Origin of the sequence: Ideonella flava (assembly GCF_051857595.1) — a bacterium.
Taxonomy (GTDB): Bacteria; Pseudomonadota; Gammaproteobacteria; order Burkholderiales; family Burkholderiaceae_C; genus Ideonella.
Genome location: NZ_JBPZHD010000004.1, coordinates 273,351 through 297,466 on the forward strand (window position 1 = coordinate 273,351; position 24,116 = coordinate 297,466).

General features: G+C 67.4%; 24 protein-coding genes and 1 pseudogene. 14 read left to right on the forward strand and 11 right to left on the reverse strand.

The annotated features are described in order from the left end of the window. Positions 1–60 precede the first annotated feature (60 nt). The 10 genes from dnaN to ACS5PM_RS10420 all read right to left on the reverse strand — a co-directional run bounded on the left by dnaN (position 61) and on the right by ACS5PM_RS10420 (position 10,792). A complete protein-coding gene (dnaN, locus tag ACS5PM_RS10375; protein WP_439387537.1) occupies positions 61–1,179 on the reverse strand; it encodes a DNA polymerase III subunit beta in 1,119 nt (372 codons plus the stop codon). A gap of 293 nt (positions 1,180–1,472) precedes the next feature. Then, positions 1,473–2,567, reverse strand: a complete 1,095-nt coding sequence (locus tag ACS5PM_RS10380; RefSeq protein ID WP_439387538.1) for a hypothetical protein — start codon at positions 2,565–2,567, stop codon at positions 1,473–1,475. 96 nt (positions 2,568–2,663) lie between these two features. Beyond that, entirely contained in the window at positions 2,664–3,440 is a 777-nt protein-coding gene (locus ACS5PM_RS10385) for an L-fucose dehydrogenase (RefSeq protein ID WP_439387539.1), read from the reverse strand. A gap of 1 nt (position 3,441) precedes the next feature. Continuing rightward, positions 3,442–4,731: an L-fuconate dehydratase gene (locus ACS5PM_RS10390; protein ID WP_439387540.1), complete on the reverse strand. Its 1,290-nt coding sequence runs from the start codon at positions 4,729–4,731 to the stop codon at positions 3,442–3,444. 13 nt (positions 4,732–4,744) lie between these two features. Next, positions 4,745–5,599, reverse strand: coding sequence for an ureidoglycolate lyase (locus ACS5PM_RS10395; RefSeq protein WP_439387541.1), 855 nt, complete (start codon positions 5,597–5,599; stop codon positions 4,745–4,747). Positions 5,600–5,618: 19 nt separating this feature from the next. Next, the gene (locus tag ACS5PM_RS10400; protein WP_439387542.1) at positions 5,619–6,548 is read right to left on the reverse strand and encodes an ABC transporter substrate-binding protein; all 930 of its coding nucleotides are present in this window, start codon (positions 6,546–6,548) and stop codon (positions 5,619–5,621) included. 29 nt (positions 6,549–6,577) lie between these two features. Continuing rightward, positions 6,578–7,588 carry an ABC transporter permease gene (locus ACS5PM_RS10405; protein ID WP_439387543.1) on the reverse strand — a complete coding sequence of 337 codons (1,011 nt, stop codon included), beginning with the start codon at positions 7,586–7,588 and terminating at the stop codon, positions 6,578–6,580. Next, positions 7,585–9,123: a sugar ABC transporter ATP-binding protein gene (locus tag ACS5PM_RS10410; protein ID WP_439387544.1), complete on the reverse strand. Its 1,539-nt coding sequence runs from the start codon at positions 9,121–9,123 to the stop codon at positions 7,585–7,587. The genes ACS5PM_RS10405 and ACS5PM_RS10410 overlap by 4 nt, the downstream gene beginning before the upstream one ends. Next, on the reverse strand, positions 9,120–10,004 hold the full coding sequence (locus ACS5PM_RS10415) for an amidohydrolase family protein (protein WP_439387545.1): 885 nt from the start codon (positions 10,002–10,004) through the stop codon (positions 9,120–9,122). Before ACS5PM_RS10415 ends, ACS5PM_RS10410 begins: the two co-directional genes overlap by 4 nt. An 8-nt stretch (positions 10,005–10,012) precedes the next feature. Next, on the reverse strand, positions 10,013–10,792 hold the full coding sequence (locus tag ACS5PM_RS10420; protein WP_439387546.1) for an SDR family oxidoreductase: 780 nt from the start codon (positions 10,790–10,792) through the stop codon (positions 10,013–10,015). A gap of 160 nt (positions 10,793–10,952) precedes the next feature. On the opposite strand from ACS5PM_RS10420, the gene ACS5PM_RS10425 reads away from it, so the two are divergent. Next, positions 10,953–11,657, forward strand: coding sequence for a FadR/GntR family transcriptional regulator (locus ACS5PM_RS10425; RefSeq protein ID WP_439387547.1), 705 nt, complete (start codon positions 10,953–10,955; stop codon positions 11,655–11,657). On the opposite strand, the gene dnaA is transcribed toward ACS5PM_RS10425, so the two are convergent. Next, entirely contained in the window at positions 11,658–13,190 is a 1,533-nt protein-coding gene (gene dnaA / locus ACS5PM_RS10430; RefSeq protein WP_439387548.1) for a chromosomal replication initiator protein DnaA, read from the reverse strand. It lies immediately after the preceding gene. 354 nt (positions 13,191–13,544) lie between these two features. Here dnaA and rpmH point away from each other — a divergent pair, with 354 nt between their 5' ends. The 13 genes and pseudogenes from rpmH (at position 13,545) to ACS5PM_RS10495 (ending at position 23,928) form a co-directional block, all read left to right on the forward strand. Continuing rightward, on the forward strand, positions 13,545–13,682 hold the full coding sequence (rpmH, locus tag ACS5PM_RS10435) for a 50S ribosomal protein L34 (protein ID WP_439387549.1): 138 nt from the start codon (positions 13,545–13,547) through the stop codon (positions 13,680–13,682). Between the two features lie 217 nt (positions 13,683–13,899). Then, the gene (locus ACS5PM_RS10440) at positions 13,900–14,202 is read left to right on the forward strand and encodes a ribonuclease P protein component (RefSeq protein ID WP_439387550.1); all 303 of its coding nucleotides are present in this window, start codon (positions 13,900–13,902) and stop codon (positions 14,200–14,202) included. Further along, entirely contained in the window at positions 14,199–14,543 is a 345-nt protein-coding gene (gene yidD, locus ACS5PM_RS10445; protein WP_439387551.1) for a membrane protein insertion efficiency factor YidD, read from the forward strand. Before ACS5PM_RS10440 ends, yidD begins: the two co-directional genes overlap by 4 nt. Then, the gene (yidC, locus tag ACS5PM_RS10450) at positions 14,540–16,273 is read left to right on the forward strand and encodes a membrane protein insertase YidC (RefSeq protein WP_439387552.1); all 1,734 of its coding nucleotides are present in this window, start codon (positions 14,540–14,542) and stop codon (positions 16,271–16,273) included. Before yidD ends, yidC begins: the two co-directional genes overlap by 4 nt. A 263-nt stretch (positions 16,274–16,536) precedes the next feature. Then, positions 16,537–17,949, forward strand: coding sequence for a tRNA uridine-5-carboxymethylaminomethyl(34) synthesis GTPase MnmE (mnmE, locus tag ACS5PM_RS10455; RefSeq protein ID WP_439387553.1), 1,413 nt, complete (start codon positions 16,537–16,539; stop codon positions 17,947–17,949). Positions 17,950–18,142: 193 nt separating this feature from the next. After that, on the forward strand, positions 18,143–19,357 hold the full coding sequence (locus ACS5PM_RS10460; RefSeq protein WP_439387554.1) for a tyrosine-type recombinase/integrase: 1,215 nt from the start codon (positions 18,143–18,145) through the stop codon (positions 19,355–19,357). Next, positions 19,357–19,524 (forward strand): hypothetical protein, encoded by a 168-nt coding sequence (locus ACS5PM_RS10465; RefSeq protein WP_439387555.1) that lies wholly within the window; start codon positions 19,357–19,359, stop codon positions 19,522–19,524. The genes ACS5PM_RS10460 and ACS5PM_RS10465 overlap by 1 nt, the downstream gene beginning before the upstream one ends. Positions 19,525–19,573: 49 nt before the next feature. Further along, positions 19,574–19,774, forward strand: a complete 201-nt coding sequence (locus ACS5PM_RS10470; RefSeq protein WP_439387556.1) for a helix-turn-helix transcriptional regulator — start codon at positions 19,574–19,576, stop codon at positions 19,772–19,774. A 1,243-nt stretch (positions 19,775–21,017) separates the two neighbouring features. After that, positions 21,018–21,665 (forward strand): annotated as a pseudogene (locus ACS5PM_RS10475) (replication initiation protein); the annotation flags it as partial. Between the two features lie 918 nt (positions 21,666–22,583). Beyond that, positions 22,584–22,835, forward strand: a complete 252-nt coding sequence (locus tag ACS5PM_RS10480) for a helix-turn-helix domain-containing protein (RefSeq protein WP_439387781.1) — start codon at positions 22,584–22,586, stop codon at positions 22,833–22,835. A 307-nt stretch (positions 22,836–23,142) separates the two neighbouring features. Beyond that, positions 23,143–23,466, forward strand: a complete 324-nt coding sequence (locus ACS5PM_RS10485; protein ID WP_439387557.1) for a hypothetical protein — start codon at positions 23,143–23,145, stop codon at positions 23,464–23,466. Then, positions 23,466–23,762 (forward strand): hypothetical protein, encoded by a 297-nt coding sequence (locus ACS5PM_RS10490; RefSeq protein WP_439387558.1) that lies wholly within the window; start codon positions 23,466–23,468, stop codon positions 23,760–23,762. Before ACS5PM_RS10485 ends, ACS5PM_RS10490 begins: the two co-directional genes overlap by 1 nt. A gap of 10 nt (positions 23,763–23,772) precedes the next feature. Then, positions 23,773–23,928 (forward strand): hypothetical protein, encoded by a 156-nt coding sequence (locus tag ACS5PM_RS10495; RefSeq protein ID WP_439387559.1) that lies wholly within the window; start codon positions 23,773–23,775, stop codon positions 23,926–23,928. The last annotated feature ends 188 nt before the right edge of the window (positions 23,929–24,116 follow it).

A 24,116-nucleotide genomic window follows, 5' to 3' on the forward strand; every position in this document is an offset into this window, starting at 1 on the left:
CTTGGCGGGCTTGGAAGCCCGCCGGTCAGGGGTGGGGGGAGGGTCGGGCCCCGCGCGGCCTCAGATGCGCATAGGCATCACGACGTACTTGAATCCCTCTTGCTCCGGCACGGTGATGAGCGCGGCGGACGAGCCGTCGTGCATCTCGAACTTCACCATTTCGTGCCCGATGTTGCCCAGGGCGTCCATCAGGTAGGTGACGTTGAAGCCGACCTCTATCGCCGGGCCGTCGTAGTCGATTTCCAGTTCTTCCTTGGCCTCTTCCTGCTCGGCGTTGGAGGAGGCGATGCGCAGCACGCCGGGCTCGATGTTCACCCGCACGCCCTTGAACTTCTCGCTCGTCAGGATGGCGGCGCGTTGCAGGCTGGCCAGCAAGGGCGCGCGCCCCAGGGTGACGATGTTCTTGTGGTTCTTCGGGATGACGCGGTTGTAGTCGGGGTATTTTCCCTCGACCAGCTTGGTCACGAACTCCATGCCCGAGAAGCTGAACTTGGCCTGGTTGACGGCAAAGCGCATCTCGATCGTGGCCTCGGCCGAATCCTTGTCGTCCTTCAGCAGGCGCATCAGCTCCAGCACCGTCTTGCGGGGCAGTATCACCTCCTGCTTGGGGATGTCCGTCTCGAGCTGGGCCTGGGCCAGCGCCAGGCGGCTGCCGTCGGTCGCGACCAGGGTCAGGGTCTTGCCCTCGGCCACGAACAGGATGCCGTTCAGGTAGTAGCGGATGTCGTGCACCGCCATCGCGAAGTGCACCTGGTCGATCAGCCCCTTGAGGGTCTTCTGCGGGACGCTGAAGACGGGCCCGAAATCCACCGCCTCGTTCACCAGCGGGAAGTCCTCGGAGGGCAGGGTCTGCAGAGTGAATCGGCTCTTGCCGCCCTGCAGCGTCAGCTTGGAGCCGGAGGCCGTGAGAGAGACCAGCTGGTCGGACGGCAGCGTGCGCAGGATGTCGATCAGCTTGCGGGCGCCCACCGTGGTGGACAGGCTGCCCGCATCGCCACCCAGGGTGGCCGAGGTGCGGACCTGGATCTCCAGGTCGCTGGTGGTGAACTCGATCTGCTCGCCCGTCTTGCGCAACAGCACGTTGGCCAGGATGGGCAGGGTGTGGCGCCTTTCGACGATGCCGGCCACGGCCTGCAACGCGGTCAGAAGTTTTTCTTGTGGTGCCTTCAGAACAATCATGTCTTCCTCTTTCAGATTAGTCGTTTTAGTAGACGACCGCGCAATCTGTGGAAAACAGCATTTTCGCCTGTTTTGACAAGGATTTAGAGTCCGGGCAACCCTGTGTAGCCGACCCGGGGCGGCCTGGGGGCCAAAAGACAGCAATTCCGTCGCACCGGCGGCGCCTGTGGGTAACCGCCCGGTTGTCCGAAAGTTGTCCCCAGGCTTGCGCCTTGACAGGCTGGTGGGGCCTGGTCTAGAGGTTGATCACCGACCGCGCGACAGCGATCAGGGTGCCGGGGACCCTGCAGGGATCAGGCCCTGGCCTTGGCGTAGTTGATCCGGACGCCGGAGAAGTCGCTCATCTTGTGCAGCGAGCTGTTCATCAACATCAGCCCTTCGTAGGCCGCCTGATCGGGGGCCTTGTGCTCGGTCAGGGCCTTGGTGACCTCGTTCCTGAAGCCCTGGAAGTTGCCCTGGGCGACATGAAGCTGCAGAGTGCGCCTGAGCGTGCCATCGGGGCACTGGTTCATGAATTTCGTCAGGCGCTCGCTGAACTTCTCGGCCGGGGTGCGGGACGTGGCGCCAGCCGACTGCAGCGGCGAACTGGCAACGTATTCCTGGAGCGCGACGCCGGAGAAGTCGCTCATCTTGTGCAGCGAGCTGTTCATCAGCATCAGCGCTTCGTGGGCCGCTTGATTGGGCGCCTTGTGCTGCGACAAGGACTTGATGACCTCGTTCCTGAAGCCCTGGAAGTTGCCTTGGGCGAGGTAGCTTCGGAGCGTGCGCTTGAGCGTGCCTTCGGGGCACTGGCTCATGAACTTCGTCAAGCGCTCATTGAACTTCTCGGCCGGGGTGCGAGAAGTGCTCGCGTGGGCGGCACTTGCCGGGTTGGTCTGCGCCGGCCGGGGTGGCGCGCTGCTGGGCGCCTGGTGGGAGGCGGTGGCCTGCGACGAACTGAAGATGTTCCCGAAGAGCCCGCGCTTCGGCTCCTGGCGCTGCGTGGAGGGGGGCGGTTCCGGCGGGGGCGCCGCCACGGACGGGGAGAGGCGAGGCGACCCCACCTTGGTCGGCTTGGGCTTGGCCCCGAATTCGACCGGCGCCTGCCCGACCTTCACGCCTTCCTGGACGATGGACGCGTCCGCCGCAAACCTCAGGCGCTGCCCCGGGAAGGCGGCTTGGGCGTTGGCCTGGGCGTGAGGCGACAGGGCATCCGAGCGTTTCAGGAAGGGACTTCCGCGCGGCGCCATGGCGCTCGGGCCCGCGCCAGGCGAGCCCCGGCCAGCCAGCTCGGGATGGGCATGGGCAGAGGAACTGCCGCTGGCCGAGCCGGAGCCCTTGGGCAGGAGCGGCTGATTGTCCGCAGGCCTGGTGCTGGTGCGGTGCGGTAGCTTGATGCCGTGGAACATGGTGGACGCTCGTGAACTTCGAGCGTCGACCTTAAGGATCGCGCTTCCGTTCAAGAGCGCCCACGCGAAGCGCCGGCGCCCACCGCGAACGAAACTTCAGTCCAGCGCCCGGTCCAGGTGCGTGTAGCCGCCGTCCACGAACACCCATTGCCCGGTGGTATGGCTGGCCCGGTCGGAAAGCAGGAAGACCACCGTGTCGGCGATCTCCTGCGGCGTCGTCATCCGCTGGCCCAGCGGGATGCGGGCCGTGATGGCCGCCAGCTTGGCGTCCGGATCCTCGAAGCCGTCCAGCCAGCGGCGGTACAGCGGCGTCATCACCTCGGCGGGGATGACGGCGTTGACGCGCACCCCGTCGCGCCGCAGCGAGGCCGCCCATTCCCGGGTCAGCGAAAGCAGCGCGCCCTTGGCCGCGGTGTAGCCGCTCGTGCCGCCCTGCCCCGTCACCGCCGTTTTCGACGAGATGTTGACGATGCTGCCGCGGCTGGTGCGCAAATGCGGCACGCACAGATGCGCCATCAGGTAGGCATGGACGAGGTTGCGCTCGAGCGAGGCGACGAAGGCCTGCGGCCCCGCGTCCAGCCCGACGCCGTCGTTCACGCCGGCGTTGTTCACCAGCCCGTGCAGTCCGCCGAAGAGCGTCAGCGTGGCCTGCACCGCCTGGCGGCAGGCCGCTTCGTCGTTGAGTTCCAGCTGGAAGGCTCGTGCCTCGGGCTGCAGGGCCTGCAGGCCCTTCCAGAAGCCGGCCTCGGGCGGGTGGCGATCGAGCACCACCGGGATGGCGCCCTCGGCGGCCAGGGACTGGCAGATGGCGCCGCCTATGCCGGCCGCACCGCCGGTGACGATGACGACCTGGCCGTTCAGATTCAGATCCATGTCAGACCGCCGGCGCCGGCCGGTGTTCGTATTGCCGCAGCGACTGCGGCTTCATCGTGATCGAGAAGCCCGGTGCCATGGGCGGCATGTAGGCCGCGTGTTCGATGCGACAGGGCTCCTCGAAGTGCTCGTGCAGGTGGTCTACATACTCCACCACGCGGCCCTCGCGGGTGCCGCTGATGCAGAGATAGTCGATCATCGACAGGTGCTGAACGTACTCGCAAAGGCCCACGCCGCCGGCATGCGGGCACACCGGCAGGCCGTGCTTGGCGGCCATCAGCATCACCGCCAGGATCTCGTTCACGCCGCCCAGGCGGCAGCTGTCGATCTGCACCACGTCGATGGCGCCGCGCATGATGAACTGCTTGAACAGGATGCGGTTCTGGCACATCTCGCCGGTGGCCACCTTCATCGGCCCGATGGCCTGGCGGATGGCGCGGTGGCCTTCCACGTCATCGGGACTCGTCGGCTCCTCGATGAACCAGGGCTTGGCGAAGGCCAGGTCCTTCAGCCAGTCGATCGCCTGCGGCACTTCCCAGACCTGGTTGGCATCGATCATCAGCTGGCGATCCGGCCCGAGCACCTCCCGCGCGATGCGCAGGCGGCGGATGTCGTCGGCCCGGTCGCGGCCCACTTTCAGCTTGATGTGGTTGAAGCCGGCATCGACGGCCTCCTGGCACAGGCGCCGGAGCTTCTCGTCCTCGTAGCCCAGCCAGCCGGCCGAGGTGGTGTAGCAGGGATAGCCCTCGCGCTGCAGCGTGGCCAGGCGCTCGGCCTTGCCTTCGGCGGCGCGGGTCAGCATCTGCAGGGCCTCTTCGCGCGTCAGGCAGTCGGTGAGGTAGCGGAAGTCGATGCAGCGCACGAACTCTTCTGGGCTCATGTCGGCCACCAGCTGCCACACCGGCTTGCCCGCCGACTTGGCCCACAGGTCCCACACGGCGTTCACCACCGCGCCGGTGGCCAGGTGGATGGCACCCTTGTCCGGCCCGATCCAGCGCAACTGGCTGTCGGAGGTGACGTGGCGCCAGAAGCGGCCCATGTCGGCGGCGATCCAGTCCAGGTCCAGCCCGACCACCAGGTGGCGCATGGCCTGGATGGCGGCACAGCAGATCTCGTTGCCGCGGCCGATGGTGAAGGTCAGGCCGTGGCCCTGCAGGCCGGCCTCGTCGGTCTCGAGGATGACGTAGGCCGCGGAGTAGTCCGGGTCCGGGTTCATCGCGTCGGAGCCGTCGAGGTGCTGCGAGGTCGGGAAGCGCACGTCGAGGACGCGCAGGTCGCGGATGGTCGTCATGTCGGGCCGCCCCTCAGGCCGGGACGGTGCGTTGGTTCTGCACGCCCAGTCCGGTGATGCCCAGGCGCATGGTCTCGCCGGCCCTCAGGTAGCGCGGCGGCTTCTGGCCCAGGCCCACCCCGGGCGGTGTGCCGGTGGAGATCACGTCGCCGGGCTGCAGGCTCATGAAGCGGCTGAGATAGCTCACGATCGCCGCCACGCCGAACACCATCGTGCGGGTGTTGCCGTTCTGGAAGCGGTGGCCGCTGACCTCCAGCCAGAGGTCCAGGTTCTGCGGGTCGGGCACCTCGTCGGCGGTGACGAGCCAGGGCCCGATGGGGCCGAAGGTGTCGCAGCCCTTGCCCTTGTCCCACTGGGTGCCGCGCTCGAGCTGCCACTCGCGCTCGGACACGTCGTTCACCACGCAATAGCCGGCCACGTGCTTCAACGCATCCGCTTCCTCGATGTAGCGGCCGCCCTGCCCGATCACCACGCCGAGCTCCACCTCCCAGTCGGTCTTGACCGAGCCGCGAGGGATCTGGATGTCGTCGTCCGGACCGCAGATCGCGCTGGTCCATTTGGCGAAGACGACCGGCTCGGTGGGCACCGGCAGGCCGGACTCGGCCGCATGGTCGGCGTAGTTCAGGCCAATGCAGACGAACTTGCCGACCTGGCCCACGCAGGGCCCGAGGCGCAGGCCCTGCTGCGGCGTGCCCGGCACGATGGGCAGGCGCTCGATGTCGAGGCTGCGCAGCTCGGCCAGGCCGGCGGGCGTGAGCACCTTGCCGGCGATGTCGGGCACGAGGTGGGACAGGTCGCGCACGCGGCCCTGGGCATCGAGCAGGCCGGGGCGTTCCTGGCCAGGGGCGCCGTGTCGAAGCAGCTTCATGGTGAGTCGGTGAGGCAGGTCAGTCGTAGAGCATCGCGGCGATCTTGGGATCGGCGATGTTGGTCTTGTCGTACCAGTAGAAGCCGGTGTCTATGGTCTTGGGCAGGGCCTCGCCCTTGAGCGCCTTGACGGCCGCCTCGACGGTCTTGTAGCCGATGCCCACCGGGTTCTGAGTCACCGCGCCGGCCATCGCGCCCTTGAGGATCGCCTCTTTCTGCTGGCGGCCCGAGTCGAAGCCGATGATGACGATCTGGCGCTTGGTCTCGCGAGCGGCGTTCACCACGCCGATGGCGGAGCCTTCGTTGGCGCCGAAGATGCCCTTGAGCTTCGGGTTGCCGGCGAGGATGGACTTGGTGAGCTCGGTCGATTTCAGGTGGTCTCCGCCGCCGTACTGCACCGTCACCACCTTCACCTTCGGATAGGCCGACTTCATGCGGTTGACGAAGCCCTCGACGCGGTCGATGCCGGTGCGGCTGGTCTGGTCATGCGCGACCACCGCGACCTCGCCCTCGCCGCCGATCAGCGTGGCCAGCTTGTCGGCCGCCAGCGCGGCGGCGGCGCGGTTGTCGGTGCTGGCGGTGGTCACCGGGATGGGGCTGTCCACGCCCGAATCGAAGGCCACGACCGGGATCTTCGCGGCCTGGGCCTTCTTCAGCAGCGGGATCGCGGCCTGGCTGTCGAGGGCGGCAAAGCCGATGGCCTGCGGCTTCTTGGCCAGGGCGGCGGCGAGCATGTCGATCTGCTTGTCGATCATGGCCTCGCTCTCCGGCCCTTCGAAGCTGACCTGGATCTTGTAATCCTTGGCCGCCTGCTCGGCGCCGGTCTTCACCGCCTGCCAGAACTGGTGCTGGAAGCCTTTGGAGATCAATGGGATGTAGGTCGCCTGCTGTGCGAAGGCCGGCGCGGCGGCGAGCAGCAGAAGGATGGGGGCGAGGCGGCGTCGCAGCATGCGTTGAAGTCTCCTGGGGAAGCTGGTGGTCAGCCCGCGCGGCGGCGCAGGATGTCGGTGTAGACGGCGAGGATGATGATCACGCCGGTGACCACCGTCTGCCATTCCTGCGCCACGTTCATGATGCGCAGGCCGTTGGTGAGCACGCTCATGATGAAGGCGCCGATGAGCGTGCCGAGGATGGTGCCGGTGCCGCCGGACAGCGAGGTGCCGCCGATGACGACGGCGGCGATCGCGTCGAGCTCGTAGCCCTGGCCGAGCGCGGGTTGGGCGGAGTTCAATCGCGAGGCGATCAGCAGCCCCGCGACGCCGCAGATCGCGCCGCCCACCGCATACACCACGACCTTCCAGAACACCACGTTCACGCCCGAAAGCCGCGCGGCCTCCTCGTTGCTGCCGAGCGCGAAGGTGTAGCGGCCCAGCAGCGTGCGGCCCAGCACCACGCTGGCCAGCAGCGCCACCGCGAACAGCACCAGCACCGCATTGGGAATGGGCAGCGAGGGTAGCAGCGCGCCTATGAGCGAATCCTGCGCGATGGACTCGAAGCCCGGCGTGTCGTTGAAGTAGATCGGCTTGGTGCCCGAGACGACCAGCGCCAGGCCCTTGAGCAGCATCATCATGCCCAGCGTGGCGATGAAGGGCGGCACCTTCAGCTTGGCGATCAGCCAGCCCGAAGTGGCGCCGCAGAAGGCGCCGGCCACGATGGCCGCCAGGATGCCCAGCGGCAGGGGCAGGCCCCAGTAGGTGAGCACCACGCCGGTCACCACCGCGCAAAAGGTCATCAGCGTGCCCACCGAAAGATCGATGCCGCCGCTGATGATGACGAAGGTGCAGGCGATCGCCAGCACGCCGTTGACCGCGGTGGCCTGCAGGATGCTGACCAGGTTGTCGGTCTGCAGGAAGTTGGAGGAGGCGAAGCCGAAGAACACCATCAGCGCCAGCAGACTGGCGAAGGCGAGCAGCTTCTGCCGCGCGGCAGGTCGCAGCCACACAGGGCGGGCCGAGGCGGGCAGCGGCGTGGGGGTCGTCGTGGAGTTCATGCGGTGACGGGTTGGGGCGCTGGCGCGGCGTCGCGCTGCGTGGCCAGGGCCATGATGCGTTCCTGGGTGGCCTCGGTGGCGGGAATCTCGCCGGTGATCCGCCCCTCGCACATCACGAGGATCCGGTGGGCCAGGCTCAGGACCTCCGGCAGCTCCGACGAGATGACGATGAGCGCCTTGCCTTCGGCCGCCAGCGCGCGCATCAGCTTGTGGATCTCGGCCTTGGCGCCGACGTCGATGCCGCGCGTCGGCTCGTCGAAGATGAGGATGTCGCAGTCGCGCAGCAGCCACTTGGCGATGACCACCTTCTGCTGGTTGCCGCCCGACAGCAGCTTGACGGTCTGCTGCGTCGAAGGGGTCTTGATCTGCAGCTGGCGCACCAGGCGGGCAGCCGTGTCCTGCGTGGCGTTGTCGTCGACGAGGCCGAGGCGGCTGGCAAAGCGCGGCAGGCTGGCCAGCACGATGTTGGCCTGCACGTCCAGGCCGGTGGCCAGGCCGAAGTGCTTGCGGTCTTCGGACAGGTAGCCGATGCCGTGGCGCACCGCGTCCACCGGCGTGCGGATGGTGGCGGCGCGGCCGTGCACTTCAATGTCGCCAGCCTCGCGCTCGTCGGCTCCGAAGACGAGCCGTGCGACCTCCGTGCGGCCGGCGCCCATCAGGCCGGCGAAGCCGAGGATCTCGCCGCAGCGCAGCTCGAAGGACACGTCGCGCACCGCGTGGCCACGCCTGAGGCCGCGCACCCGCAGCGCGACGGGGGCGCCCGAGGTGTCCGGCACGTCGACCGCCTCGTGCACCAGCGCACGCCCGACCATGAGCGAGATGATGGTGTCGACCGAGGTGCCCGCCATCGGCAGCGTGGCCATGCTGCGGCCGTCGCGCATCACGGTCACCCGTTCGGCGATGCGTTGCAGCTCGTCCATCTTGTGCGAGATGTAGACGATGCCGACGCCTTCGGCCTGCAGCTGGCGGATGACGCGGAAGAGGTCCGCGACCTCCGCATCGTTCAGCGCGGCGGTGGGCTCGTCCATGATCAGCACGCGCGAATGCAGGCTGATGGCCTTGGCGATCTCCACCATCTGCTGGCGCGCCACGGTGAGCTCGCCCACCGGCGTGCGCGGGTCCAGCCGCAGGTTCAGGCGCTGGAACACGGCTTCGGCTTCGGTGTTCAGCCTCGCGTCGTCGAGCAGCAGGCCGCCGAAGCGGCGAGGCTCCCGACCCATGAAGAGGTTCTGCGCCGCCGTCAGGTGCGGCATCAGCTGCAGTTCCTGGTGGATGATCGCGATGCCCAGCGCCTGGGCGTCGCGCGGGCTGGCGAGCGCGGCGGGCCGGCCATCGACCAGCACCTGGCCCTGGTCCTTCTCGTAGACGCCGGCGAGGACCTTCATCAGTGTCGACTTGCCGGCGCCGTTCTCGCCCATCAGGGCATGCACCTCGCCGGCCCTCAGGTCGAAGTCCACGCCTTCGAGCACCGGCACGCCGGAGAAGGCCTTGTGCAGGCCCCGGATCTCGATCAGCGTGACCGGGCTGGCCGTCATGAAGGACGCTCCAGCCCGTAGAAGGCCTCGGCGGTGCCGCCCCACACCGCCTGGCGATCGGGCAGTGGCAGGAGGTCGATGAAGCGCCCGGCGATGTCGGCCCAGCGGCCGTAGTCGGCGGCGAGGTTCAACACCGGCCAGTCGCTGCCCCACATCAGGCGCTGGGGGCCGAAGCGCTGCAGCAGCTCTTCCCACACCGGAGCGACCAGGTCCTGGGCGGCCCCGGGCGAGGTGATCTGCTGCGGCGCCGCCTCCGTGAGCAGGCCCGAGAACTTGCAGCACACCTGCGGATAGGCGGCGAGTTCGGTGAGGCCCGTGCGCCAGGGTGCGACCCAGTCCGCTTGCCATCCGTCCCGCAGCGTGGGCTTGGCGGCGTGGTCGATCACCACCTTCAGCGAAGGCCAGCGCTCGACGAAGCGGATGAGCGCGGCCAGGTGCGGGGGCTTGACCAGCGCATCCAGGCGCAGCCCCAGGTCGATCAGCGCCTGGACCATCGCGGGATGCGGGCCGTGGACGATCCACTCGGTGTCGGGCAGGTCCTGCAGCATGGGCCGCACACCCTTGAAGGCGGACCGCTTCGCCCAGCGCTCCAGCACCGGGACCTGGCCTGGATCCGACAGGTCGATCCAGCCGACCACGCCCGCAATCTCCGGGTGACCATCGGCCAGCCCGAGCAGGTGCTCGGTTTCCTCCATGGTGGCCGCGGCCTGGACGAGCACGGTGCGGCCGATGCCGTTCGCGCGGCGCAGCGGCGTCAGGTCGTCGGGCTCGAAATCGCGGGCCAGTGGCGCGAGCGCCGGGTCGCTCTGGTCGAGCCAGTCGTAGTCGCCTCGCGCGAGGCGCCAGAAGTGCTGGTGAGCGTCAACGCGGCCGGGATGCATGGCGCGGCTCAGATGGTGACGCCACCGTCGACCAGCACGGCCTGGCCGGTGATGAAGCGCGAGGCGTCGGACAGCAGGAAGACGACCATCGGGGCGATGTCGTCCACCGTGGCCAGGCGGCCCATGGGCTGGCGGGCGATGAAATCCTTCTCCGCCTGCACCGGGTCCGCCGCGGCGGCGATGCGCCCGCGCAGCGAAGGCGTGTCGACGGTGCCCGGGCACAGGGCGTTGCAGCGCAGCCCCTGCTTCACGAAGTCGGCCGCCACGGCCTTGGTGAAGCCGATGACGGCAGCCTTGCTCGCGCCATAGACGAAGCGGTTCGGAAAGCCCTTGATCGAGGAGGCCATGGAGGCCATGTTCAGCACCGAGGGGCTGCTGCCCTCTTGCTGGCCTTGCGCCAGCATGCCGGGCAGGAAGGCCCGCACCGTCCGCAACATGCTCTTGACGTTGAGGTCCATGCTGAAGTCCCAGGCATCCTCGTCACAGTCCAGCACTGTGCCGTGGTGGACGAAGCCGGCGCAGTTGAACAGGCCGTGCAGGGGAGGCAGGTCCTTGGCAAGGGCTTGCACCGCGGAGGTGTCTCGAACGTCGAGCAAGGCGGTGCGCAAGGCGGCACCGTCGCCTGCCTCTTGCGTCAGGCTGCCCAGGCCCTCGACCTGGATGTCGGTCGCCACGACGCTGGCCCCGGCGCGCAGGCAGGCCAACGCACTGGCCCGGCCTATGCCCTGAGCCGCCGCGGTGATCAGGACGGTCTTGCCGGCAAGGCTGGCGGACGGGGAGGGAACCATGGGCGAATCCTGTGGCGGTCAGGCCAATGAAGAAAAAAGCCCGGATCTGACGGGCTTGGTCAGGCCAGTCTAGCGCTTGGGACCAGAGTGGTCTGACCGGGAAAACCCCGACAGCCGCGCGGGCCTAGAATTGGTCAGGCCACGGGAGGGGCGCCTCGCCATGATCGAGCATCTGAAGCCGGCGGACAGCCGGCGCTTGTACCAGCAGATCGCGGAGCAGATCCGCGAACTGATCCGCCATGGGCACTTCGTTCCAGGAACGCGGCTGCCGCCCGAGCGCGAGCTGGCGCAGCAGCTGGGCGTGTCCCGCCCTTCGGTGCGAGAAGCACTGATCGCGCTCGAGATTGCCGGCAGCGTCGAGGTGCGGATGGGTGCCGGCATCTACGTGCGCGGCACCGGTGACCATGCAACTGCCGGCCTCGGCGAAAGCCCGCTGGAGCTGATGCAGGCCCGCATCGTGCTCGAGGGCGGCCTGGTGAGTCAGGCCTGTGCCCGCGCGACGGCCGAGGGGATGGCGGCGGTGCGCGAGGCTGTCGCTGCCATGCGCGAAGCGGTGGCCTCTGGCCGGACGGCATTGGACGCCGACCGGCGCTTTCATCTGGCCGTGGCCGCCATGGCCGGCAACGCGGTGCTGGAACGCCTGGTCGGAGAGCTGTTCAGCGAACGCTACAGCCCGATGTCCATGCTGCTGAGTGCCCATGCCGACTCGCGCCAGACCTGGGAGCAGGCCCTGCGCGAGCACGAGCGAATCCTGCAAGCCCTGGAGCAGCGCGACGCGCTGGCGGCCGAGACGGCCATGCGCAGCCACCTGATGGCCGCACAGGAGCGCTGGGCCGGCAACAGCCTGCCCGGCTCGGGGAACTGATCAACCCTTGAGCGTCTGCTCCAGCACGTGCAGCTGCTGGTTGAGCTCGGTGTTCTTGTGCCGCTCGCCGCCGATCTTGCGCACGGCGTGCAGCACGGTGGTGTGGTCGCGGCCGCCGAAGAGTTCGCCGATCTCGGGCAGGCTCTTCTGCGTCAGCTCCTTGGCCAGGTACATCGCGATCTGGCGCGGGCGGGCGATAGAGGCCGGCCGCTTCTTGGAGTACATGTCGGCGATCTTGATCTTGTAGAAGTCGGCCACCGTCTTCTGGATGTTCTCGACCGAGATCTGCCGGTTCTGTATCGACAGCAGGTCCTTGAGCGCCTCGCGCGCCAGGTTGATCGAGATGTCCTTGTGGCTGAACTTGGCGTAGGCCAGCACCTTGCGCAGGGCGCCCTCGAGCTCGCGCACGTTGGCCCGGACGTTTTTGGCGACGAAGAAGGCGACGTCCTCCGGCATCACCGTGCCCTCGGCGCGTGACTTGGTCAGAAGGATGGCCACGCGCATCTCGAGCTCGGGCGGCTCGATGGCCACCGTCAGGCCGGAGTCGAAGCGCGAGGTCAGGCGCTCGTCGATGTCCACCAACCCCTTGGGGTAGGTGTCGCTGGTCATGATGATGTGCGCCCGCTTGGCCAGCAGTGCCTCGAAGGCGTTGAAGAACTCCTCCTGCGTGCGCTCCTTGCCGGCGAAGAACTGCACGTCGTCGATCAGCAGCAGGTCGAGCTGGTGGTACTTGGCCTTGAGCTCGTCGAAGGTCTTGCGCTGGTAGTTCTTGACGACGTCCGAGATGAACTGCTCGGCGTGCAGGTACAGCACGCGGGCGTTCGGGTTGTCGGCGAGAAGCGCATTGCCGACCGCGTGCACCAGGTGCGTCTTGCCCAGGCCGACGCCGCCGTAGATGAACAGCGGGTTGTACATCTGGCCCGGGGCGCCGGCGACGTGCAGCGCGGCGGTGCGGGCCATCTGGTTGGCGCGACCGGCGACCAGGCTGTCGAAGGTCAGGGCGGTGTTCAGGCGGTGCCGGTTGGCGGCCGGCGGCAGCGAGGCGACGCCGGTGAAGGCGGGCGCCGCCGGGCGGGGCGGAGGCGCGAAGTGCTCCTCGGACACCTCGTGGACATCCCCGGCCAGCACCGGCTCGCGTTGGGGGAGCATGGCCGTGGCGAGGAAGTGGCCGGCACGCACAGGCTGCTGCGCACGGGCCACGAAGGTCGGGCTGCCGTTCAGGCCGGCCCCCATCGGGCTGCGGGTGGCGGAGCCATAGGCCGCGGGCAGCGGCTCGCGAGGCGCCAGGCTCAACTCCAGCCGCACGGGTTTGCCGGCGAGCTCGCTCAGCACGGTCTCGATGCGGGCGCTGTACTGCGAGCGGATCCAGTCCAGCTTGAAGCGGTTGGGCACGCGCAGCGAGGCCACCGCACCAGCGTCGCCGGCATCGGTGATGTCGGCCGGCGGCAGCGGGCGGATCCAGGTGGCGAATTGCTGTTCGGGCAGTTCGGTCGCGAGACGTTCGCAACCGCGCTGCCAGAGATCGAAGCTCATTGTGGACAAGTTGTTTTCGAGCGGCCGGATTCTACGCACGGATCAATCGTCGAAGGCGGTGGTTATCCACAGTTTCTGGAGCAGGGTCAAGGGCCGCGCCAAGCCGCAATCTGCCGTGCAAGTGTTTGACCCGACAAGCGTTTTTTGCTCTAATAGTGGGTTTCCCGAATCGGCCCGGCGGAAGAGCGATTTGCGGTACGGGCAGGAGCCAATCCAGGGCCCTTGCCGCGACGCACGACCCAAGACGGCGCCGTCCACGCCGCGAGGCGCTTTCGAAGCGCTCTTGCGACTCCAGGCGGGTTTTTTCGATCCGGCCTTTCAGGCGCCCTCCGGCCCATCCAACCAGCTAGCACCATGAAGCGCACCTATCAGCCTTCCAAAGTCCGCCGCGCCCGTACGCATGGCTTTCTCGTCCGCATGAAGTCGCGCGGTGGCCGGGCCGTCATCAATGCGCGCCGCGCCAAGGGCCGCAAGAAGCTGTCCCAGGTCTGACCCACGCGTCATGATCGGCCGCATCGTGAGACCGGCCGATTTCGAACGCGTGCTCGCGACGGTGCCTTGTTCGCGAAGTGCTCACTTCGCCGTTCACCATGTGTCCGGCGAGCCTTCGCGTGGCCGGGCGGCGGCGTCCAAGGCGCCCGCCGAGGCGGTTGTCCCGCCTGTTTCACCAGACTTATCCACAACCCCGACCGGCTCCGGCCAGACGCTTGTGGATGAATCCCCGGCGCCGGGCCTCGCCAGCACTCCGGCCGGCCACTGGCTGGGCCTGGTCGTGCCCAAGCGGCACGCCAAGCGAGCAGTCACTCGCAACCTGATCAAGCGCCAGCTTCGTGCGGCCATGGCGCGCCATGCCGGCCGGCTGCCCCCGGGCCTGTGGGTGGTGCGGCTGAGGCAGGGCTTCGATCGCCAGGCCTTCACTAGCCCTGCATCCGAGCCGCTGCGCGAAACCGCGCACGCCGAGATCGAGGTGCTGTTCAGCCGCGCGGCCAGGCCGCCCGCCCGCCCGCGATGAAGCCTGTCGATCAGCCCGCGGCCAGACGCTGGAGCCAGTTCCCGCGCCGGGTGTTGGTGGCCCTGTTGCGGGCCTATCGGCTGCTGCTGAGCCCTTCGCTCGGCAACCAGTGCCGATTCGCGCCGACCTGCTCGGTATACGGCATCGAAGCGCTGCAGCGCCACGGAGCGCTGGCCGGCTCTTACCTGACCGTGGCCCGCGTCCTGCGCTGCCATCCCTGGTGCGCAGGCGGTTGCGACCCGGTGCCTGTCGTGCGTCCGCGGCTGTTCAGCCGGTTGCTGCCCGGCGCCACGCTGCCCCCCTCTTCGACCCTTCAGATTCCTTCCAGGCCCCATCCATGACCGATATGCGCCGCACCCTGCTGTGGGTGGTGTTCATCATGTCGCTCGTCTTCCTCTATGACGGGTGGAACAAGCACAACGGGCGTCCGACGCTGTTCGGCGCGCCGATCTCGGAGCCGGTCGCTTCGGCGCCGGCCGCGGGTTCCAGCGCGGCAGCGAGCGCAGGCGTGCCTGCCGCAGCCAGCGGGATGGCCGGCGCGACCACCCTGCCCGCCGCGGCTGCGGCGGCAGCCAGCGCGGCGAGCGGCGAGGCCGTGAACGTCGAGACCGACCTGTTCAAGGCCACGATCGACAGCACGGGTGCCACCCTCACCCACCTGGAGCTCAAGACCTATCCGGACGCCATCGATCCGGACAAGCCGGTCGTGCTGTTCGACCAGAGCGCGGTGCGCCATTACCTCGCGCAGACCGGCTTCATCAACCCGGCCCCGGGCGCCGCCCCGCTGCCGCGCCACCTGAGCCCTTTCAGCGTCCAGCCCGGCGAGCGCAGCCTCAAGGACGGCGCCAACGAGGTCGTGGTGCGCTTCGAGTCGCCGGAGATCGGCGGCGCCAAGCTGGTCAAGACCTACACCTTCAAGCGCGGCGACTACATCATCGGCGTGCGGCATGAGCTGACGAACGTCTCGGGCGCGCCTATGACGCCGCAGATCTACCTGCAGCTGCTGCGCGACGGCCGGCCGCCCGAGGGCCAGTCGACGTCGATGTTCTCGTCGACCGGCTTCACCTACACGGGGCCGGCCCTTTACAACGACGCGACCAAGTTCAAGAAGGTCGAGCCGGCGGAAATCGACAAGCGAGGCGCGAACCCCTACAAGGTCGAAGGTGCCGCGAGCGACGGCTGGATCGCCATGATCCAGCACCACTTCGTCAGCGCGTGGCTGGTCCCGGCCGGCAAGCCGCGCGACTTCGTCACCAACAAGGTCGACAACGACTACACCGTGGCCATGGTGCAGTCCCTGGGCACCCTGGAGCCGGGCGCCACCGCGGCTTTCCAGACCTCGCTCTACGCCGGGCCGCAGGACGAGAAGAAGCTCGGCGCCCTGGAGCCTGGCCTCGAACTGGTCAAGGACTACGGCCGGGTCACCGTCCTGGCCAAGCCCATGTTCTGGCTGCTCGACCAGCTGCACAGCCTGCTCGGCAACTGGGGCTGGGCCATCATCGCCCTGGTGGTGCTGCTGAAGATCGCCTTCTATTGGCTCAACGCCAGCGCCTACCGCTCCCAGGCCAAGATGCGGGCGGTCAACCCGCGCATCATGGAGATGCGGGAGCGGATGAAAGACAAGCCCCAGGAGATGCAGCAGGAGATGATGCGCATCTACCGGGAGGAGAAGATCAACCCGCTGGGCGGCTGCCTGCCCATCGTGGTGCAGATGCCCTTCTTCATCGCGCTGTACTGGGTGTTGCTGGCGTCGGTGGAAATGCGCGGCGCGCCGTGGATGGGCTGGGTCACCGACCTGTCCAAGCCTGACAGCCTCTTCGGCCTGGTGCCCTACTTCCACATGCCGGTCGGCCCGCTGCCGATTCTGATGACGCTCAGCTCGGTCCTGCAGGTGGCCCTGGGCCCGAAGGCGCCCGATCCCGTGCAGGCCCGGATGATGTGGATCATGCCGCTGGCCTTCAGCTTCATGTTCTTCTACTTCCCGTCGGGCCTGGTGCTGTACTGGCTGACCAACAACCTGCTGTCGATCGCCCAGCAGTGGTTCATCAACAAGCGGCTCGGCGTGAGCTGAGACAGTCGCCGGGCCGCGGCTCGGCGACTGCCCCGCCCCCGGCGTGACGCATGCCACGGTGGTTACCGCGGCGCGACTTTTGTTGATCGTTCGGGCCTTCAGCGGACCGGATCCGCGGACGATCATGCAGCCGCGGGGCCAACCCAGTTCCTCGGGAAGCGAGTGATCGTTCGGGGCCGGTGACGGCTGGCGAACGACGCTCCCCCCGCGCCAATTCCTCCCTTCGCGGCGCGCCACGGCGCTCGGGGACAATCGCCGGCACCTTGCAGCTCGGCCACCACCAGGATCCCGTCGTCGCCATCGCCACGGCCCCCGGCCGGGGCGCGGTCGGCATCGTGCGGGTGTCCGGCGCCGCCCTGGCATCGCTGGCCCAACGGCTGACCGGAGCGACGCTGGTGCCGCGCCGTGCGCACTACGGTCCATTCCTCGATGCCCAGGGCCAGCCCATCGACCAGGGGCTGGCGCTGTACTTTCCCGCGCCCCACTCCTACACCGGCGAAGACGTGCTCGAGCTGCAGGCCCACGGCGGCCCGGTCGTGCTGCAGCTCTTGCTGGCCCGCTGCCTGGAGCTCGCACCCGAGGCGGGCCTGCCCCGCATGCGCGTGGCCGAGCCGGGCGAGTTCACCCAGCGCGCCTTCCTCAACGACAAGCTCGACCTGGCGCAGGCGGAGGCGGTGGCGGACCTGATCGACGCGAGCACCGAGGCGGCGGCCCGCTCGGCCAGCCGATCGCTGGCCGGGGCCTTCTCGTCCCAGGTCGATGCACTGGCCGAGGGCATCGTGCGGCTGCGCATGCTGGTCGAGGCCACGCTGGACTTTCCCGAGGAGGAGATCGACTTCCTCGAGAAGGCCGACGCACGCGGCCAACTCGCTGGCCTGCAAGCGCGCCTGGATGAGCTGCTCACCCGCACGCGCCAGGGCGCGCTGCTGCGCGAGGGCCTGCGCGTGGTGCTGGCCGGCCAGCCCAACGTGGGCAAGAGCTCGCTGCTCAATGCGCTGGCCGGCGCGGAGCTGGCCATCGTCACGCCCATCGCCGGCACCACCCGAGACCGTGTCAGCGAGACCATCCAGATCCACGGCGTGCCCGTCCATGTGACCGACACCGCCGGTTTGCGCGCCGACACCGACACCGGCCCCGACGAAGTCGAGCGCATCGGCATCGCGCGCAGCTGGGAGGCGATCGGCGGCGCGGATGCCGTGCTCTTCCTGCACGACCTGACGCGCGTCGAGGAGCCCACCTACCAGGCCGCTGACGCCGCCATCGCCGAGCGCCTGCACAGCGTGGAGCCGGCGCGCCTGCTCCACGTCTTCAACAAGGCCGACCTGGCCGCGAGCACATCGCCCGGCACCTTCGAGCAGGCCCGCCCGGGCCTGCGTCTGTCAGCCCGCAGCGGAACGGGCCTCGACGCCCTGCGCGAATCGCTGCTGGAACGAGCCGGGGGCGTGGCCTCGGCCGAAGGCCTGTTCATCGCGCGAACCCGCCATGTCCAGGCCCTGCGCGAAGCCGAAAGCCATCTCGCCTGGGCCGCCGAACACGCCGCTCAGGCCGACGCGTCGCTCGACCTCTTCGCCGAAGAACTCCGCCTCGCCCACGAGGCCTTGCAGCGCATCACCGGCGCCTTCAGCGCGGACGACCTGCTGGGCGAGATCTTCAGCCGCTTCTGCATCGGAAAGTAGTCCGGGGTTCCGGGGCGTCTCGTCGCGTCCCGACGTCCCTCCTAAACCCCTGTCGCCAAAGGAATCTTGATTCCAGGGTGTCTCATTTAGTCCCACTACGTACCACCTGTGTAGTGTCCAAGACTGTGTCCACAGAGCTAAATTCCGCACCCTCCGCGGAGGGCCGTGGACACAGACGAGGGACAAAACAGGAATGGGACGACTCACCGACACCGGCATCAAGGCGCTCAAGCCGAGGGCCAGCACGTATCAAACCGCCGACGGCGAGGGCCTGGTCATCGAGGTCAAGACGAGCGGGCGCAAAACCTGGATGTACCGCTATCGGCTCGACGGCAGGGCCGAAAAGCTGGTGATCGGGATCTACCCCGAGGTTTCGCTGAAGGAGGCCCGGGAGCGGCACTTCGAGGCCCGCCGTGCAGTCGCGCGTGGTGAATCACCCGCACGGGCCAAGCAGGAAGCCAAGTCGGCGACGCCCAAGAGCCAAACGGTGACCGAGTTCAGCGAGCAGTTCTTCCGGGAAATCGTCCAGCGCGACCGCAAGAACACCACCATGCCACGCCGCTACCTCGACAAGCAGATCCTGCCGGCGCTCGGGGCGAAGCCCATGGGCGAAGTCACCACCGAAGACGTACGCGCCATCATCTGGGCCAAGAAGGACCAGGGCTTTGACGCCGCCGCCGCCGACCTGCGCGGCCTGTTGAAGCGCCTGTTCGACTACGGCCTGACCTGTGGCCATGTCGCGTCCAACCCCGTGCTCGCCCTGCCCATGCGGCATGTGTTCAAGGCCAAGGCGCGCGAACGGGCCCTTTCCGTTCACGAGATCGGCGTCTTCCTGCGCGCCACCAAGGAATCAAACATCCGGCGCCAATTCAAGGTTGCCCTGCACCTGACGCTGCTCACCATGTCGCGCAAGTCGGAGTTGCTGCTCGCCCGCTGGAAAGACGTTCACCTTGACGAGGCGGAATGGCACATCCCGGCCGAGGCCTCAAAGACCGGCAAGCCGCACATCGTTTACCTCTCGCGGCAAGCGATCGCCCTGTTCAAGGAGCTTCACATGTTGGCCGGCGGTAGCGCGCTCGTCCTGCCGGGCCGGAGCAGCCTCAACAAGCCCTTCGCTCACAACGCCATCAACTCGGCGCTGAAAACGTCGCTGCAGGGTCAGGACATCCCTGCCTTCACCATCCACGACCTGCGACGCACGGCGTCGACTCTGTTGCATGAACAAGGCTGGGCATCCGACGTGGTTGAGAAGGCCCTCAACCACACGATCGGCGGCGTGCGCGGCGTCTACAACCGTGCCGAGTACTCCGAGCAGCGCAAGGCCATGCTTCAACAATGGGCCGATACGGTCGACGCCGCCGTCCTGCGGCTCAGCCAGCCAAAAGTCCTGTTGGTGAAGGCGGCGTGATGGCCGTCGACGGTGAGGCGGTCGCCGCGGTACTGGCCGACGAGATTCGAGAACTCGAAGCCCGAATGGTTTCGATGGCGGAGCGCCTCCAACAACTGCGCCAGCATCAGGCGGCCCTCGTCGCCGCCAAGGCGTCGGCAGAGCAGCGCCAGGGCTCATGGCCGTGAGTCGTGACAACAGGATCAAGGGCATCCAACACGCCTCACGAGGTCTCGAATGTCCCGTTCGTTCCTTCGCCTGTCGACCGTCAGGTCGCGCACCGGCCTTTCCCGCAGCACGCTCTATCGCCGCATCAGCGAGGGCCGCTTCCCGTCGCCCATCCAACTCGGTGGCCGTGCCGTCGGCTGGCTCGACTCGGACATCGACGCCTGGATCGAGGCCCAAATGCGCGCGCGCGAAGCGTCACGGCGCGCCTGATTTCGATTGCCGGCGCTGTCCCTCGACTAAGGGCTAAGGCGCTGCTTGGATGGCGGCGAAGCACATTCGCCGCCGCTTCAGCCGTTTCGCGATTCCCGCAGGCCCCAGCGCCAACGACGGCCGCAACAACGGCGCTCACATGGCAAAGGCGAGGTCTGCACCCATGCCATGTGGATCGGCCCCATTCCACCTGAAGGTGAATCGTGGCCACCATGGCTGGCGCAACTGCAGGCTGGTGTGCGGGCAGCCCAGCAAAGCCGAGGCCAAAGTGATCAAGCGGTGGGTCACGCGGGACGTCCTGGCGTCAAGCGGACAGCCGGGCCGATGCGGCGCACCAGACACGAGGAGAGGCGGTGAACGCGCGCGACTACGGCAAAGGCGAAGCAGGGGAAGATCGCCGCCGAGACCCTGACAGTGGCCCAGGACGGCGAGCGCAAGGCAAATGGGCTGGCCCTGTCGCCAGACCCGCCGCCCAGCGGTCACGCCACTTTGCGAGTGATGATCGAGCGCGCGGGTCTTGACGGTGAAGAAGACCCACGCCAAGGGTTTTGATTGGCAGTATTTGGCCTCGCAGGTAAAACCCCGGCCAAGTCGATATTGGCGCTGAACGAAAGCTGGTCGGACAAAATGCTGGAGTTGGTTTGTTGGTCAATCTAAGGTGAAAACGAAGGCCGTTTCGGTGCCCTACAGGAATGATGCCCCGAAAGGCCATCCAAAATCACAAGGCGGTTGACGGTCGGCGGCCTGTGCTGGGTTTACTTGAGAGGTCAAATACCTCCATCTGACCACAATGTAAGCGTCGCCTGAGCCCGGTTGCCGCCGGTCTTGACGCCCTGGTGGCCGGGCCTCCTCATTGCCGATCGCCCGGCCTCAAGCGACGGGCACGAGGACTGACCTGAAAATGGCTCGATATTCACCGTTGCGGTAAATATCGACTCCCACGCCTCTTGTAGGAATACCGCATGCACTCTGAAATCACCTCAGAGCAACAGTGGCATACTGATCGCATTGGATTCGGGGTCGCCCCAAGTCCAGAAAAGACGAAACCCACGCCGACTTCCGATCAGCGTGGGCTTCTTGGAATGGCAATCAGGCGGGATCACCTTCCATGGGTGGGATTCTATATTCGGCGCCGGTGCAGCGCCAAGGCCAGGCGGCACCATACGGGCCGCAACGGCGGGGTGCAGTCGACCGCGACGCTGGGCGTGGAGAAGCTGACGCGCCCAACTTGTTCATGGCGCTCATGCCGTGGCGCGTGGCTTGCGCGGATCACCACTCCGCCCGGGAATGGCACGCACCCGACGAGGCCGTGCGCCGGAGGCACCTGTACGTCAACGAAGACGTGGCGCGGTTCGTAGTCGTCGACGTCGACGAGAAGGGATCCGGCCACGCATGGCGCGACGCCGGCCTGCCGCCGCCGCTCTGCGTGGTCGAGAACCTGCGCAGCGGGCACTGCCATATGGTGTGGGCCCTCGCCGTCCCGGTGAAGCGTGATTCGCCGAAGGCCGCTGCCTTCTTGCGGGACGTCAGCCTCAAGTTTGCCGCCCGCCTGCCAGGATTTGACCCGTCCTTCGCCGGAAACGGCCTTCGGTCGCCGTTTGCAGACGGGCATCGAGAGACCTGGGTGTGCGCCCGGGCCTGGGCCCTGCAGGAGCTGGCGACCTTCGTTGAAGGCGATCGCTCGCCGGCGCGCGCCATTCGCAAAGCCGCAAGCTCCCGCGAGAACTCGAGGAACTGCTGGCTGTTTGACAGCCTGCGCCGCTGGGCGGGCGCAGCCATCCGCTCGCGTCGGGCGCCGACCCAGGAGGCGCTTTTGCAGGCAGCGACGCTGCTCAACGACACGCTCACTTGGCCGCTTCCTGCCTCTGAAGTTCGAGGTGTCGCAAGCTCAGTGGCACGCTACTGCCACCGCGGCGAATTGCTCGTGGGTGGCGGGCCAAGGCGCGGACGGGATGATCAACCACGCGACGGCCGGGTCTGGACTGTCGATCCGCAGTGCACACGCTGGATTGGGACCGGCGAGAGGCTGCCCAAGGCGGAGGTGAAGCGGCGGCAAGCTGCGTCAGCGCGCAGGACGAGTGCCGATCGTGCCGAGGAGACACGCGAGCGGGTTGCCGACGCCATGCGTCGCTTGCCACCGTGGAGTACCAACGCCGAAATCGCCCAGGCGGCTGGGGTGGGCCTCACCTCGGTCAAGAAGTACGCGCCAGCCCTGCGTCACACCCTTGAGCGCCACAAGACGATTGATGCCGGTCGGGCCCCATCCGAGGTGGGGCTCGTCACCTCGCCAGCACGCTCGGGCGCCACCCCTGGCATGGGCGCCACCCCTGGCATGGGCGCCACCCCTGGCATTGATGCCGCCTCTGGCATGGGTGCGGGAGCGCCTGGCAGGTGGTACGGCGATCGCCTGGCGCCGCGTCCCCATCGCCCAGATCAGCGCAGCGGTCGTCGGCTGGTTACGCGAGAAGATGAGGCGGCTTCTACGCCCGTCGCCGTCCCCACAGCTGCGTTTGCCCATCGGTGCCATCCCTGGCACGGGCGCCACCCCTGGCACGGGCGCTACCCCTGGCACGGGCGCCACCCCTGGCACGGGCGCTACCCCTGGCATGGGCGCCACCCCTGGCATGGGCGCCACCCGTGGCACGGGTGCCACCCCTGGCGCGGGTGCAGGAGACACCTTGCACCGCATCCCATGGGCCAGCCAGGCAGACGCAAAGATCAACTGGTCTCGCCTGTGGCCTCAACTGGACGAAGCCCAACTTGTGAGAATCGCATGGCTCGCCTTCCCCCCGTTCTGAACGCCTCACAGATGGCCGACCTGCTCGACTGCGCCAAGAGCACAGTCGAAGAACTCGCGCGTCAAGCGAAACTGCCGGGCCTGAAGTACGGCCAAGGCTGGATCTTCCCGCTGGAGGCGGTCTCGAACGCGTTGAACGAAGCGGCGCTCGCCCGCGTGAAGTCGCCGCCTGCCCCACCAACGCCGCTGGCCGTCAGCTTCCCCCGACCGTGCCGGCAGCGCCGCGCTTTGCCGGTGCTGCCCGATTTGGCGCCCAGCGCCTGACGATCGCGGCGTCAGCGCAACCCAGTTTCAGACTTCATCTCAAACCACGGCGCGCCGGCAGACGAGGCGCGGTCCAGCCAGCCGTTTGACCGCTCGAAGTGGACTGCGGTGATTTACTTAGCGGTTGGTTGAGCGACCGCATCGAACGAGCTGGTCCCTGGCGCCGAGGTCAAGCCGCCGACCGGCGCGGTAGTGTCTTAGTCTGATGTGCAACGGGTACCCCTGTGCGCTCGGATCGTCAAGCCGGCCAGACCCTCTCCGCCTGCCCCGTTGCGAAGCATACGATTCACGCAGGGGGTGAACCGCAATGGTTCAATGGGTCGGAACGGCCGGCGACATCGCCGCTGCTTCAACAGCGCTCGGCGGGCTACTGCTCGTGTTCATCGGTGCGATCTCCAACAGCTTCGATTCATTCGACAAGACGGCTCAACGAGCCGTGAAAGCCAAGTTTCTGCTGCGCGGGATTCTTGCGCTGCTTGGCTTCATGTTCTCCCTCTTGGCTACCGGCTTCGCGCTGGCTGGCAAGTTGATGGAAGTCAACTGCTTGGTGATCGTTTCGGTCGTGTGTCTCGGCTTGGCGCTCTTGGCGGTCGCCATAGCCGCGTCGATTGCGGTGTGGGAGATAAAATAATGGCACTGACTCTTGAGGCAGAGCAGCGGCTTGAGGCCGCCGAACTGATCGACTTCTTCACGGCGGACGAGGCTCGCTGGAAAGAGGTAGCGCAGAAGACCTATGACTTTGTTGAAGATACGTTCCCTGCTGGTGCAACCATTCGGCGAGACGATGTCTCTAACGCCCTAACGCCGATTCTTGCAGTCGATGAGGCGCTTGTGAACAAGCTGGCGGCCGACAAGTTGAAGGGCAAATTTTGGGTGTCCTTCTTTGCCGACCTCATCATTGATCGTGTGTGGGACCAGATTTCTTGAGGTGCAAATCATGAGCAAAGACCAAGTCCTGAAGCAGGCTGAGGCTCTGGTGAAGGACATCCTTCGCAAGGATTTCAACCAGCGCCCGACTGCCGCCATGGTGCGCGAAGTGGCGGCGAAGGTTGCGAAGACAATACCGCAGCCGCACCCAGAACCGAAGCGTTAGGCCTTCAATCGGCAAGCGCGCTGAATCCTTCAGCGACCAACATGGTCACTGGTGCCGGCCGCCTTCGCTGGCGTCACGGGCAACGCCTTGTGGATGCGCGCGAAGTTGTAGGCGACACGGCGTGCTCAAGGGTCTCGACCTTCTTTGAGAGGCCGTTGGTCAGCCGCGTGAAGCGGCATACCCAGGCG

Coding starts and splice junctions, on each gene's coding strand:
- dnaN (WP_439387537.1), bottom strand. CDS start 1,179: ATGATTGTTCTGAAGGCACCACAAGAAAAACTTCTGACCGCGTTGCAG.
- ACS5PM_RS10380 (WP_439387538.1), bottom strand. CDS start 2,567: ATGTTCCACGGCATCAAGCTACCGCACCGCACCAGCACCAGGCCTGCG.
- ACS5PM_RS10385 (WP_439387539.1), bottom strand. CDS start 3,440: ATGGATCTGAATCTGAACGGCCAGGTCGTCATCGTCACCGGCGGTGCG.
- ACS5PM_RS10390 (WP_439387540.1), bottom strand. CDS start 4,731: ATGACGACCATCCGCGACCTGCGCGTCCTCGACGTGCGCTTCCCGACC.
- ACS5PM_RS10395 (WP_439387541.1), bottom strand. CDS start 5,599: ATGAAGCTGCTTCGACACGGCGCCCCTGGCCAGGAACGCCCCGGCCTG.
- ACS5PM_RS10400 (WP_439387542.1), bottom strand. CDS start 6,548: ATGCTGCGACGCCGCCTCGCCCCCATCCTTCTGCTGCTCGCCGCCGCG.
- ACS5PM_RS10405 (WP_439387543.1), bottom strand. CDS start 7,588: ATGAACTCCACGACGACCCCCACGCCGCTGCCCGCCTCGGCCCGCCCT.
- ACS5PM_RS10410 (WP_439387544.1), bottom strand. CDS start 9,123: ATGACGGCCAGCCCGGTCACGCTGATCGAGATCCGGGGCCTGCACAAG.
- ACS5PM_RS10415 (WP_439387545.1), bottom strand. CDS start 10,004: ATGCATCCCGGCCGCGTTGACGCTCACCAGCACTTCTGGCGCCTCGCG.
- ACS5PM_RS10420 (WP_439387546.1), bottom strand. CDS start 10,792: ATGGTTCCCTCCCCGTCCGCCAGCCTTGCCGGCAAGACCGTCCTGATC.
- ACS5PM_RS10425 (WP_439387547.1), top strand. CDS start 10,953: ATGATCGAGCATCTGAAGCCGGCGGACAGCCGGCGCTTGTACCAGCAG.
- dnaA (WP_439387548.1), bottom strand. CDS start 13,190: ATGAGCTTCGATCTCTGGCAGCGCGGTTGCGAACGTCTCGCGACCGAA.
- rpmH (WP_439387549.1), top strand. CDS start 13,545: ATGAAGCGCACCTATCAGCCTTCCAAAGTCCGCCGCGCCCGTACGCAT.
- yidD (WP_439387551.1), top strand. CDS start 14,199: ATGAAGCCTGTCGATCAGCCCGCGGCCAGACGCTGGAGCCAGTTCCCG.
- yidC (WP_439387552.1), top strand. CDS start 14,540: ATGACCGATATGCGCCGCACCCTGCTGTGGGTGGTGTTCATCATGTCG.
- ACS5PM_RS10460 (WP_439387554.1), top strand. CDS start 18,143: ATGGGACGACTCACCGACACCGGCATCAAGGCGCTCAAGCCGAGGGCC.
- ACS5PM_RS10465 (WP_439387555.1), top strand. CDS start 19,357: ATGGCCGTCGACGGTGAGGCGGTCGCCGCGGTACTGGCCGACGAGATT.
- ACS5PM_RS10470 (WP_439387556.1), top strand. CDS start 19,574: ATGTCCCGTTCGTTCCTTCGCCTGTCGACCGTCAGGTCGCGCACCGGC.
- ACS5PM_RS10480 (WP_439387781.1), top strand. CDS start 22,584: ATGGCCGACCTGCTCGACTGCGCCAAGAGCACAGTCGAAGAACTCGCG.
- ACS5PM_RS10485 (WP_439387557.1), top strand. CDS start 23,143: ATGGTTCAATGGGTCGGAACGGCCGGCGACATCGCCGCTGCTTCAACA.
- ACS5PM_RS10490 (WP_439387558.1), top strand. CDS start 23,466: ATGGCACTGACTCTTGAGGCAGAGCAGCGGCTTGAGGCCGCCGAACTG.
- ACS5PM_RS10495 (WP_439387559.1), top strand. CDS start 23,773: ATGAGCAAAGACCAAGTCCTGAAGCAGGCTGAGGCTCTGGTGAAGGAC.